This window comes from Ruegeria sp. CDSC068, from assembly GCF_059610545.1.
On the sequence record NZ_JBXWNV010000017.1, the window covers coordinates 31,944 to 43,316 of the forward strand.

Genomic DNA, 11,373 nt, shown 5'->3' on the forward strand with positions numbered 1-11,373 from the left:
ACGCTTTGGAAATACTGATCGGTATCATCAGGAGGTCACGGAATGGCTGACCCGCGCAGATTGATCGATTGTGTTGGATAGGCCAGTTCTGTTCCTGCCGCGCGCACCGTCTCAAGGATTTTGAGCGAAAGACTTTCATTCACACGGAGGAAATTGTCGTATTCAGGGGTAGTCGTCCACGCGTAAAAAATGATGGTTACGGCGCTTTCTGACAACCCTTCGACATAGACATGTTTCGGTGCCTCCTCAGACAATTCGAAATCTCCACAAGCCGACAAATGTTCCCGCAACGTATCACGCACCTGAAGGACCTGAGCCTCGGTACTGTCTAGAAGCAACGGTATGCTAAGCATGACCCTTCGATGTCGGCGGTGTGAATAGTTTAGGACAACTGCGTTGGATAACTCGGAGTTCGGAACATGCCGTGGGATCTGATCGAACCCACGGATTAGGGTGGAACGCAGGTCAATGGATTCGACTGTCCCGACAAACGAACCGTCGATTTGAATCGAGTCCCCAATAGCGAAGCGCTTTTCACTCATGTTATTCATGCCTGCCACAAGATTGCGGATCAGGTCCTGCGTCGCGATAGCCAATCCTGCGCCCAGTACTCCAACACCGGTCAGCGCACCGCTGATGTCGACCCTCCAAACTTCTAGCAGTGACGTAATGGCAAACAGCAAGATGCCAAAACGGGCAACGCGCTCCATCCATCCGGCCTCCATCTTGACTTCTCCAAACCGGTCGCTCTGAAGAAGGGATACAAAAGACCCGCTCAGGTTGTACCACCCTGAGAATACTGCGATCACAGCGATTGAGGCCATAACGCGCCTAAAAATGTCACCAGGCATGTTTGGAACATTCAATGTTTCCAGAACCACAAAAACAGCAAAGGTCACAATCAAAACTGATGTGGTCCTCATCAGTTCGTCAGCTACCTTTTCCGAAAGTTCAATGGACAAACGTCTGAGAAGTGCCCGAAACATTGCCATAAGCCATCGTGCAAGTGGCCCCCTGCCGATGACAACGGCCAAGAGAAAGAACAAAGAGAGAATTACGCTGCTTTGATTTAGGTCGGCCTGCCAGTGGCTGAAACGTTCCTGCATTTCGATAACTGCGCTCATCGACAGAGATTGAGTTTCTTCCAATTGCTGAACTGGCCTCTCTTTTGGATCATGTAGGTCGTAAACTTCTCAAACGACCCCCGAAGTTTGCAGGAGGACAGCATCGGAAACTCTGGGAGAATCTTCCAGCTTTTTCTGGAGTATCGGGATAAATTGCTCCCAATTTGTCAAAGCGGCACACGAATGAGAATTCTCTATCGAATTGCCACCCGAACTCACCAAGAACTGCGTTTCAACGCGCTTGCCCTAGGCGATCCTTTCCTGCGAGTATTGGTTAATCTGGTGGATCTCCACCGGGTGTTGGAACGCCCTTTCCGCAACTGTGAACCAAAGAGGCCCACATGGTGTCCACAATTCTGGTCTTGCTCCTGATAGCCCTCGAAGCCACTGCCATTTGGTTTGCATGGAGGGCGATCTCATCGGCGCGAACCTCTCAGGGTGCAGTGGGTTGGGTCGTTTTTCTGATTACTGCCCCGTATCTTGGCGTTCCGCTTTACCTTTTTTTGGGACATCACAAGTTCGACCGATACTTAACTGCGCGCCGCGATAGCGAGGAGGTAATTGACGGAATCAAGACGTTTCGCGAGGTCAATGCGCCCGACGTGCCTACAGAGTTTCCGTCCGAAGCGTTGGAAAGGATATCTGAACTCCCCGTGGTCCGGGGCAACAACATGCGAATCCTATTAAACGGGCAAGAAACGTTCGATGCAATCTTTGCCGCTATTGACGCAGCCCAAGATTACATTCTGGTGCAGTTTTATATTGTTCATGATGATGATCTGGGTCGGAAACTGCGGGACCATCTGATCACCGCAGCAAAACGTGCAATTGCAGTTCGGTTCATGTGCGATCCAGTTGGGAGCGTTAAACTTCCAAACTCTTATCTTAATGATCTCCGTTCAGCCGGTGTGCAAGTAGTTGAACCCGCGCAGATGCGCGGAGCTAAAAACCGATTTCAACTCAATTTACGCAATCACCGCAAGACGGTGATCGTCGACGGAACGGTCGGCTTTACCGGCGGATTGAATGTTGGAGACGAATATATGGGGCGCGACCCAAAATTCGGTGATTGGCGCGACACACATGTCGAAATCCGTGGCCCGATCGCCTCGCAGTTGCAACTGGTGTTTGTAGAGGATTGGCATTGGGCAACTGAAGAAGTCCTGATTTCGGAGATGAACTGGGAGGCTGGTCACATGGAAGAGAACATGTCCGGATTAATCGTCCCAACCGGTCCCGGGGACGAAATGGAAACCGGTGCCTTGTTCTTTTTCACGGCAATCGCGAATGCCAAACGTCGGATTTGGATCGCTTCGCCGTACTTCGTACCCGATACCGATGTGCTCACAGCTTTAAAACACGCTGCTTTGCAAGGAGTGGATGTCCGCATCCTGGTTCCGGACGTCATTGACCATAAGATTCCTTGGCTTGCCGCTTTTGCCTTTTTTGATGAAATCCGCGAGGCCGGAGTACAGGTCTTGAGATATAGTTCCGGTTTCATGCATCAAAAAGTATTGGTTGTTGATGATACTTTGGCCGCGATAGGGACAACGAACATGGATAACCGCTCATTCCGGCTGAATTTTGAAGCAATGGCCGTTTTCTTCGATACACGCGCCGCCGGGGCTACAGCCGCGATGGCACTGTCAGAAGAAACTTATTGAGGCGGGCAGTGCGAGCACTTAGCGTCGCAGGATGACAAAACGCAGCCCTTTTCGCTACTTCAAGACGAGCCCCGAGATCATCCGTCTGGCCGTCATGATGTATGTTCGGTTTCCGCTTTCGCTTCGCAATGTTGAAGATCTTTTGCACGAGCGCGGCATCGAGATCAGCCACGAAACTGTGCGTTATTGGTGGAACAGATTTGGCCCGATATTCGCGGCAGAGATCCGCAGAAACAGGGTCAATCGGATGCGATGTTATTCGAACTGGCAGTGGCATCTGGACGAGGTATTCGTGAAGATCAATGGCGAGACGCACTACCTATGGCGGGCTGTGGATCACGAAGGCGAGGTGCTGGAAAGTTATGTGACCAAGCGCCGTGACCGCAAAGCTGCGTTGAAATTCCTCAAAAAATCAATGAAACGCTACGGTCAACCTGAATCCATCGTGACAGACAAACTGCGGTCTTATGGCGCGGCGATGAGAGTTGTCGGGAACGGTAGTCGGCAAGAGACCGGCCGCTGGCTGAACAATCGGGCCGAGAATTCCCATCTGCCATTTCGACGACGAGAACGTGCGATGCTCCGCTTCAGGCAAATGCGGTGTTTGCAGAAGTTCGCCGCAGTTCATTCTTCCGTCCACAACCATTTCAATCAGGAACGCGCCCTCTACAGCAGAGACAATTTCAAGCTCAACCGCGCCGCTGCTCTCTCCGAGTGGCGCCAACTTTGTTCAGCATAAGTTCTGGCATTTAGGGGTAAACAGAGACTGGTTCGAATTGGTCTGACAGCACCCCGCCGGCGAATGACCGGTTTGGCGACATGGGCTGCGAAACGGAGCTGGGGTCGCTGCAGATGCAAACCTATGCTGCGTCGGCGAAGGGTCGAAATCGGATGACGGCTTCGTCCCGCACAGCAGACATTGGGCGGACTCCTCTGAATGTCTACTTTGAGCCTGAAGCGGTCGACTACAGCAATCTGAAATTGAGACCTTCTATGCCGTATGGCCATGACAGACGCTTGCGTGTACTTTTCCGGTACTGGTGCAAGAAACGTACCGACCGCTCTTTGGGGAGGGGACTATGACAGCAACACACACTGGGTATCTGCTGATCGCCGATATTTCGGGGTACACGCAATTCCTGACATCCTCGGAAATGGACCATGCCAATCCTATCCTGCAATCGCTGTTGGCAGCACTGATTGAGCAAGTCGGCGATCCGTTGCATTTTTGGAAAACCGAGGGCGACGCTGTCCTTGCATACTCGACGCGTCAGGATTTCCCGTCGGGTGAGACGTTTCTGACCATCTGCGAAAACCTGTACAACGCATTTACCCTCAGGCGGCAGGACATAATCGCAAACACGACATGCCCATGCCGAGCTTGCGCCAATGTCGACAATTTGGACCTCAAAATCATCGCCCACCACGGCCAATTTGACGAAATGCAGCTTGGCCCGACTAAGGACATTTCGGGAGCCGATGTCATCCTTGTTCACCGGATGACCAAAACAGACGTATCTGAGAACACCAGTATTCACAGCTATGCCCTGTTCAGCGAAGCCGCCGCCGCCGCCATGGACGTCAGTGAAATAATGCAGCCTTTTTCGCAGGATATCGAACATTTTGGTGAAGTCCGCATGAAGGTCTACGATTTGGCCAAATCTTGGAAAAAAATGCGCGCTGATCGCCAACGCGATTTCTTGGAAGAGCAGGATGGCGTATGGACCTTGCGATATCATTTCGACGCTCCCATTGGGGTCGTTTGGGAGGCTCTCGTTGCTCCCGAACATAAACTGAAGTGGATGAATCGCGTCGGCGATATCAAGATGGAGAACCCCCTTGGACGCCTTGGTCCAGGGTCGGGCTATCATTGCGCACACGAAATGGCCCATTTTTTTTATCGTGTTACAGATTGGGAACCCTTTGATTATTTTTCAACGCGCATTCTGGACCCTGCGCGCCCAAACGTCAGCTTCCCTGAGACCTACCATCTGACAGAAACTAAGACGGGCACCGAGCTTCGCTACACAATGGGTATAGCAACCGATGCCGATGGAACGCGTTCGGAAATCTCCGAACAAGAATGTTCAGCGTTTTTGGCGGAATTCTGGGCCGTGTCTTTTGCGGACATGAATGAGCAACTCAGCCAATCCAAATAGCACCGTCCTAACCAAATGACGGACGCCCGACACTGAATAATGTAAGGTCTGCTTTGTCCGCAAGGCGGACGTTGGCGCTTTGCAACGTTGGGTCTGCTATCCGTCCAAAAGCCGACATCTGACCAAATCAATCAGCTGACCGCGTTGAGTCCAAGTGTTATGATTCAGCCGTTTTACTTAGCAAGGTCACCAACGATGCCAACGGCGTCGACTACAGTCGAAAGATCATCAGAAACTTCCAAAATTTCATCGTTGACGCGTATGTAACGATTTCCTTTTCCTGGAGGTTTCAATTTCCAGTTGGAAAGGTCGCCGATGTCCGAGTAATCCAAGTCGGCGGGAAGTTTGGCTCCTCTTGAATAGCGCTTTATTTGCCCTGGCGGCACAGCTTTCTGACCCTTATCCGGCTTGCCATCCAACTGAACTTTCTTGTCTTTTGACTTCCCGCCTTTTTCTTTGGCGGAAGCCACATCGATGACGCCAACCATCAAGGTCAGGGCCAGCATCCAAACGAATACAGAATAGATCTTCACGCGGTGTTCCTTCAATTTCACTGAACTCATACTGTTGTTGCATTTGTTACATTTTCTTTGGAGACTTCATTTAATGAACCAACGAACAATCATGCCCTAGCCTGTGTTCACGTCGGTCTGAATTTGAAGGCCTCTGGAGCAGTCTGGTCATGAATTGTGTTTTTAGCGGTCAGACTTTGTGGCAATTGAAGCGAATGCCCGCTTTAAGACCAGTAGTTGTTGCAACATCTTTAAGCAAAGAACCTGGCATCTCGGCCGAAGCTAAATTGTTTCACATGAGGATCGATGCGTAGCTCGCGGCAGAAGCCTTATGAAGGCTATAGGCAAGCAAAACTGCAAGAACGCATATTGGGCCGGCTATTTCCAAAAACGCTTTGAAAGATGATTGGGAGCTATTCCCAAGGGAGAAATACTGGGAGAGCCTACTTTTTGCAGGCAATAGCTTCCATTCACCTAGTCTTAACATATTCAACTCGTTAAAAAACAACGGTTGAAAACTAACATTCATGGTCTCAGACCCGTAAAGTTTTCGCAATTTTCAGAGATTTTGCTCCAAATTCGACAAAATAGGTCTACAGTCACAACGGAAAAACGCACATTGTAGACGAACACAAGGCCAATTGGTTGTTAAACGGCCTATGGTAAATACTTCATCTAAGTTCGACGATTTCGTAAATTGCCTACTCCCTCTGGTCGCGTTGTTTCTTGATTGTTATGAGGGTCTTGTCAGAAGAACTTTGCTTGAGCGGGGCAGGGCAGTTGCGTAGCTTTTGCCCATGACCAGACCTGCCTCATTCAAATACTTTAAAACCAGTCCCGAGATCATCCGCCTTGCGGTGATGCTGTACATCCGTTTCCCGCTCTCGCTTCGGAATGTCGAAGATCTGCTGCAGGAGAGAGGCATCGACGTGAGCCACGAAACTATCCGATATTGGTGGAACAGGTTTGGCCCGATGTTTGCTGCTGAGATCAGACGGAAGCGTGTTCAGCAGCTGCGCGCATTCTCCAAATGGAAGTGGCACGTGGACGAGGTTTTCGTGAAGGTGAATGGCAAGCGGCACTATCTTTGGCGGGCTGTTGATCATGAAGGCGAGGTGCTGGAAGCCGTTGTCACCAAACGCCGAAACAAGGCTGCAGCACTGAAATTCCTCAAGAAGTTAATGAAGCGACACGGCAAAGCGGAAACCGTCGTGACGGATCGCTTCGCCTCATACAGAGCCGCGCTCCACGAACTGGGTGCACTCGAAAAACAAAGGACGGGCAGGTGGCTCAACAACCGCGTCGAGAACTCGCACCTGCCTTTCCGACGAAGAGAACGCGCGATGCAGCGTTTCAGGCGCATGCGAAGTTTACAGAAATTCGCCTCCGTCCATTCCTCTGTCTACAACCACTTCAACCAGGAAAGATCGCTCACCAGCCGGGACACCTTCAAGCTGACCCGCGCCGCCGCTCTTAGCGAGTGGCGTCAACTCTGTTCCGGATAGGTTCGCAGTTTCCGCGGCAAACTGAGACTGGTTAGAATTCGTCTGACAGCACCTTCCAGAGATGTTGCCAAAACACTTCAAACACTTTCAAACACTGGCTGCCCGACTTCAGTGTTCGTTTTTGCGGAGTGTAGCAAGCGCCAACTTGAGTATTTCTAAGCTCGCGGCGCGTTCTTCTGATGTCATTGAGCTCGGGTCTAACACCATTCGAAAATTCGGGTTTTCGTATACAACTTTTTCTACGCGCGGTCTCGAATTCTTTTGACCTAAGACACGGTAGGTCATGACAGGTTGAGCCACACCCTTTACCTGGATGGCGCCGACTTTTTCTGTTTCTACTTCGTGGTTTACGTGCGCCCAAGTTTCGTACGAGATATAAATCGCACCCTCGTCGGCTTGATGCTCCAACCTAGAAGCTACGTTCACAGCCCCACCAATAATGGTGTAGTCCATACGGTCGTCACTCCCAAAGTTTCCGACAGTACAAAAGCCGGTATTGATACCAATACGGCATTGTAACTGTTGTCTAATTCCTTGACGCCTCCATTTTGCCTGCAACTCTGCCAACTTGTCTCGCATTGCAATTGCCATTCTCACGCATGCCAAAGCATCTTCCCGCACACCTTTAGTCTCCGGGTCTCCAAAGAAGACAAGGATTGCGTCGCCGATAAACTTATCTATCGTCGCACCGTGTTTCAGAGCGACTTCCGCCATTTCAGTCAGGTAGCTGTTCAGGAGTTCTGTTAAATCTTCCGACTCCATCTGATCCGTAAGCTCTGTGAAGCCGGCGACGTCCGAGAAAAACACTGTCAGCTTTTTTCGCTTACTCGCGAGTTTAACTTCTTGGCGACCGGAAAAGATCGAGTTGTAGACTTGAGGCGATAAGTATTTGGCAAGCTTTCCTGACAATGCCTCAAGCTCTTGGTTTTTCTGGGTAACCTCTTCGGCGGCGATGCGCTGTTTTTCGGCTAATGCATTCAATTCCCGCTCGTTGCGATCACTCAATCGCATCATGCGCCGCGTGGTTCTGAGCAGCTTTCTGTATTCTCCGACAAGGTTTTCAATTGACTTGCGCGTTTCATCATTCGGAAATTGTCCACTGTTTAAAGCTGCTTCCGCGACTTCCAAAGCCTCATTCTCGCGAACAAAGAGATCGTCGATAGTCATCGATCCAACAACTTTTCCAGTGTGAATTTGGCATGTTTCAGGTCCTCCCCAAACTCCTCCCCAAGTTCTTCCATGGTCTCGTCTTCGGGGTCGTGAAACCAATAGACGTCAACGCTTTTTCCCGCCTCAGCAGCGGAATCCAAAAGCTCCATGATCATCATGATGGCCTTGGCGCTGGACGAATTGAAATAGATGAGTTCAAATTCAAATCGACATTTGGATATTGAGCCATCCGACAACCAACTTTTCAAAGCATCAAACAACGGGTTGTAGAAGGTCGTAACATCCTCAGGGTAGGACTCCCCAATCAGTTTGAGGTGGCCAACGTCAAAATCGAACGCGACGGCCGGAGTGCGGTTTGTTGCCGGGATATCAATATTTTGCATCCGTACCCTCTTAAACCGTCGCTTTGAGTGCGAAGAATGCGTGCTGATCGTCAATCCGCATAAAATCAAATTCGATTGGCTTTGACGCTCGACGCGCAATTTCAATTAACCCGATACCTGCACTATTGCCGACAGCGTCAGTTTCTGACCGGAGTTGGTCTTTGTATGCGGCCCTAAGTTCCTCACGATTCATGGCGCGTAGTTCTGAAAGCCGTCTTCGCATGTTGTCTACGTCACTTAAAAGGATCAGATTGCCCGCATGAACGACATACCCGCCGGCCTCGTTTCCGATGGTCACAATGCCGTAACTTATGTCCAGCACCTCAGTCTCACCGTCGGTCGGTAGTCGTTCAACAGAATATCTGATGATGTTCTGCATTTGCTCGACAAAAACAGCGAAAACACTTCGGAGAGTTTTGGTGTCAGCGTCTTCAGACACTAATTTCTGCTTTAACGCATCGCCAACACCGCTGAGGATACCTTCAGTTACATAACCACTGTATGCAAAGACAACGCCTTGTCGGCGCAGGTTCGCGCGCAGTTCGTAGACTTCGCTTGCAAGCATTTGTTCCCCTTGGTCATGCTTGGGTGGAACCAAGTTCAATTCAGGCCTTAATATCATAAGATACACATTTATGCATTTTTAGTGTATCAATTGTGCAGTGTTATTAGTGGGGAGGTTAGCATGATTAGGCTATTGTGTATGGTCGCCGTAGTAATATCGTCCAACCCGGCAGCAGCGGCCGACATTCCAACTGAAGTCAAGGCAAAGCTCCAATCCGCCATGATTTCACATGTTGATGGAGTGATGGTCGACGGTTCTTACACTTATCTGGACACGACCACCAACGCGTTTGAAACCGTTTATCCTGCAAATGTTCATCCAATGGTTATTCTTGCGGGAAGTGACTATTTCGTCTGCTCTGAAATGATAACCGAAGGTGGCGACACCGTGACCGCAGACTTTCTAGTTCGGGAAGTTTCCGGGGACTACAAAGTTGTACAGATGATCGTCAATAATCGTGACGCTCTTCAGGCCGCGATGAAGAACATCGGGAACTAAATGCCGGACACTATAGAGGCATTTAGTGCATAAACTCTGGACATTCTTGAAGCGCCGAATATTCCTGAAGCATATTCTGGCGACCCTCCTGCTCGGAGGTGTGCTAAACGCCATTGTGCTTCTCTTTTACTATGAATTCAAAAGGCAAGCTCAAACAGATCAGGTTGCCGCGGAAGTTGCAACGATTTCCAATCGTATCGCGCGCCCGTTGGCTGAATTGGTTGAAGCAGGAAATCTTGCGCAAGCAACGAGCCTGCTGGCGGTCTATTCGGGTTTTCCTTACGTTATCTGCGCTGAACAGAGTTTAGAACAAAGCTCAGAAACTCTGGTTTCCTGGCCTGCTATAGGATGCGACAAAATAAAAAAACCTGGCTTAGACATCGTCGTTACTGTTCCCACGGCAGCAGGGCCGACCACGATGTTGGCCCGAATTGATCAGGAGATCTTGAACAATGAGCTAAGGACAGAAGTAGGCGTTGTGGTCCTTCTTGGAATTCTCGGCGGATTTGCACTGATCTTAGCAGGCGCTGCTGCATTTTTATGGCTCATCAACAGACCTCTCGGCCAAATGTTGAAAGCCATCGAAAGATTTGAGCGATACGATGACCCTCAGATTGTCCCATACGAGTCGGAAGATGAGATTGGCAAAGTAGTTCAAAGCTATAATTCAATGCTGGATCGAGAGGTTGAACGAGTCAACGAAATCCGAGAGGCGCACCATCAGATCGTCGCAAGCGTAAATTATGCCACGCGAATTCAACAGGGTTTGTTACCCACGACAAGTCAGTGTGATGCCGCATTTGCCGATTTTGCTGTTAAATGGGAACCTCGCGATTTGGTTGGAGGAGATATCTACTGGATTAAGTCGGATGGCCCAATTTCGACGCTCGCCGTAATTGATTGTACAGGTCATGGCGTTCCTGGGGGTTTCATGACTATGTTAGCAATCGCTTCTCTTGAGCGGCTCTACTTCGAAAATGAAATGCTTAGCCCGTCGCTGGCACTGTCCAAGTTGAGCGATTTGACGCGTGCACTTCTAAATCAGGATACTGCAAACGGGGCTTCCAACGACGGCATGGACGCTGCGATATGCCAGATCGATTCAGCAAAAGGGATAGCGACGTTTGCAGGTGCGCATATGTCTCTTTTGGTCAAATCCAATACCGGCATTGACCGAATCCGAGGTGACAAGCTGAGCATTGGGTATGTGGATACTCCAATTGGCCCAAAATTTTTCGAACACGAAGTTCAATTGGATCAAATCACAGATTTTTTTGTTTCAACTGACGGCTTGATTGACCAATTAGGTGGAGAAAAACGTTTAGCTTTTGGTTTTCAGAGAGTTGTATCTGTATTTGAACAGGAAGAGTGGTCGTGTTCGGAAGAGCTATTGTCGGCTATTCACAGCGCTTTTCAAGACTATAGTACGAAGGAAGAACGCTTGGATGACTTGACAATGATTGCTTTTCGCACTGCCTGAAATGCAGATTGAGGTGTGTTTAAGAGGTGCGACGCACTCTGCTAATCCCAAAACGTTGAAATCTACTCCAGTACGGTCTTGTCAGAAGAACTTTGCTTGAGAGCGGTAGGGCGGTTGCGTAGCTTTTGTTCATGACCAGACCTGCCTCATTCAAATACTTCAAAACCAGCCCTGAGATTATCCGCCTTGCGGTGATGCCGTATATTCGGTTTGCACTCTCGCTTCGGAATGTCGAAGATTTACTGCACGAGCGAGGCATCGACGTGAGCCACGAAACTGTCCGATACTGGTGGAATAGGTTCGGCCCGATGTT

11 protein-coding genes and 1 pseudogene are annotated in these 11,373 nt (G+C 49.8%); 7 read left to right on the forward strand and 5 right to left on the reverse strand.

All coding sequences use genetic code 11. The features are described from left to right. Positions 1 to 35 precede the first annotated feature (35 nt). The gene (locus tag AC2FID_RS21855) at positions 36 to 923 is read right to left on the reverse strand and encodes a mechanosensitive ion channel family protein (RefSeq protein ID WP_496780440.1); all 888 of its coding nucleotides are present in this window, start codon (positions 921 to 923) and stop codon (positions 36 to 38) included. 542 nt (positions 924 to 1,465) lie between these two features. Between AC2FID_RS21855 and cls the strand changes: the two genes are divergently transcribed. The 3 genes from cls (at position 1,466) to AC2FID_RS21870 (ending at position 4,947) form a co-directional block, all read left to right on the forward strand. Beyond that, positions 1,466 to 2,788, forward strand: a complete 1,323-nt coding sequence (gene cls, locus AC2FID_RS21860; protein ID WP_496838688.1) for a cardiolipin synthase — start codon at positions 1,466 to 1,468, stop codon at positions 2,786 to 2,788. A 31-nt stretch (positions 2,789 to 2,819) separates the two neighbouring features. Beyond that, a complete protein-coding gene (locus AC2FID_RS21865) occupies positions 2,820 to 3,527 on the forward strand; it encodes an IS6 family transposase (RefSeq protein ID WP_496838692.1) in 708 nt (235 codons plus the stop codon). 340 nt (positions 3,528 to 3,867) lie between these two features. Continuing rightward, on the forward strand, positions 3,868 to 4,947 hold the full coding sequence (locus AC2FID_RS21870) for a DUF2652 domain-containing protein (RefSeq protein ID WP_496760771.1): 1,080 nt from the start codon (positions 3,868 to 3,870) through the stop codon (positions 4,945 to 4,947). 173 nt (positions 4,948 to 5,120) lie between these two features. Here the strand turns inward: AC2FID_RS21870 and AC2FID_RS21875 are convergent, their stop codons facing one another. Continuing rightward, complete coding sequence (locus AC2FID_RS21875) at positions 5,121 to 5,480, reverse strand: hypothetical protein (RefSeq protein WP_496760770.1); 360 nt, start codon at positions 5,478 to 5,480, stop codon at positions 5,121 to 5,123. 776 nt (positions 5,481 to 6,256) lie between these two features. On the opposite strand from AC2FID_RS21875, the gene AC2FID_RS21880 reads away from it, so the two are divergent. Beyond that, positions 6,257 to 6,964 carry an IS6 family transposase gene (locus tag AC2FID_RS21880; RefSeq protein ID WP_496838694.1) on the forward strand — a complete coding sequence of 236 codons (708 nt, stop codon included), beginning with the start codon at positions 6,257 to 6,259 and terminating at the stop codon, positions 6,962 to 6,964. A 108-nt stretch (positions 6,965 to 7,072) separates the two neighbouring features. On the opposite strand, the gene AC2FID_RS21885 is transcribed toward AC2FID_RS21880, so the two are convergent. Genes AC2FID_RS21885 through AC2FID_RS21895 form a run of 3 tightly spaced genes read right to left on the reverse strand, consistent with a single transcriptional unit; the run spans position 7,073 to position 9,115 of the window. Next, positions 7,073 to 8,131 (reverse strand): adenylate/guanylate cyclase domain-containing protein, encoded by a 1,059-nt coding sequence (locus AC2FID_RS21885; protein ID WP_496754868.1) that lies wholly within the window; start codon positions 8,129 to 8,131, stop codon positions 7,073 to 7,075. After that, entirely contained in the window at positions 8,128 to 8,517 is a 390-nt protein-coding gene (locus tag AC2FID_RS21890) for a DUF1987 domain-containing protein (protein WP_282151851.1), read from the reverse strand. The genes AC2FID_RS21885 and AC2FID_RS21890 overlap by 4 nt, the downstream gene beginning before the upstream one ends. Before the next feature lie 10 nt (positions 8,518 to 8,527). Then, a complete protein-coding gene (locus AC2FID_RS21895) occupies positions 8,528 to 9,115 on the reverse strand; it encodes a SiaB family protein kinase (protein WP_496761501.1) in 588 nt (195 codons plus the stop codon). 87 nt (positions 9,116 to 9,202) lie between these two features. On the opposite strand from AC2FID_RS21895, the gene AC2FID_RS21900 reads away from it, so the two are divergent. From AC2FID_RS21900 to AC2FID_RS21910, 3 genes and pseudogenes are all read left to right on the forward strand, one after another. Beyond that, complete coding sequence (locus AC2FID_RS21900; RefSeq protein ID WP_496699989.1) at positions 9,203 to 9,580, forward strand: hypothetical protein; 378 nt, start codon at positions 9,203 to 9,205, stop codon at positions 9,578 to 9,580. A 25-nt stretch (positions 9,581 to 9,605) separates the two neighbouring features. After that, a complete protein-coding gene (locus tag AC2FID_RS21905; RefSeq protein ID WP_496838696.1) occupies positions 9,606 to 11,060 on the forward strand; it encodes a SpoIIE family protein phosphatase in 1,455 nt (484 codons plus the stop codon). A gap of 131 nt (positions 11,061 to 11,191) precedes the next feature. Then, positions 11,192 to 11,373 (forward strand): annotated as a pseudogene (locus AC2FID_RS21910) (IS6 family transposase); the annotation flags it as partial.

Coding starts and splice junctions, on each gene's coding strand:
- AC2FID_RS21880 (WP_496838694.1), top strand. CDS start 6,257: ATGACCAGACCTGCCTCATTCAAATACTTTAAAACCAGTCCCGAGATC.
- cls (WP_496838688.1), top strand. CDS start 1,466: ATGGTGTCCACAATTCTGGTCTTGCTCCTGATAGCCCTCGAAGCCACT.
- AC2FID_RS21885 (WP_496754868.1), bottom strand. CDS start 8,131: ATGACTATCGACGATCTCTTTGTTCGCGAGAATGAGGCTTTGGAAGTC.
- AC2FID_RS21870 (WP_496760771.1), top strand. CDS start 3,868: ATGACAGCAACACACACTGGGTATCTGCTGATCGCCGATATTTCGGGG.
- AC2FID_RS21855 (WP_496780440.1), bottom strand. CDS start 923: ATGAGGACCACATCAGTTTTGATTGTGACCTTTGCTGTTTTTGTGGTT.
- AC2FID_RS21890 (WP_282151851.1), bottom strand. CDS start 8,517: ATGCAAAATATTGATATCCCGGCAACAAACCGCACTCCGGCCGTCGCG.
- AC2FID_RS21865 (WP_496838692.1), top strand. CDS start 2,820: ATGACAAAACGCAGCCCTTTTCGCTACTTCAAGACGAGCCCCGAGATC.
- AC2FID_RS21900 (WP_496699989.1), top strand. CDS start 9,203: ATGATTAGGCTATTGTGTATGGTCGCCGTAGTAATATCGTCCAACCCG.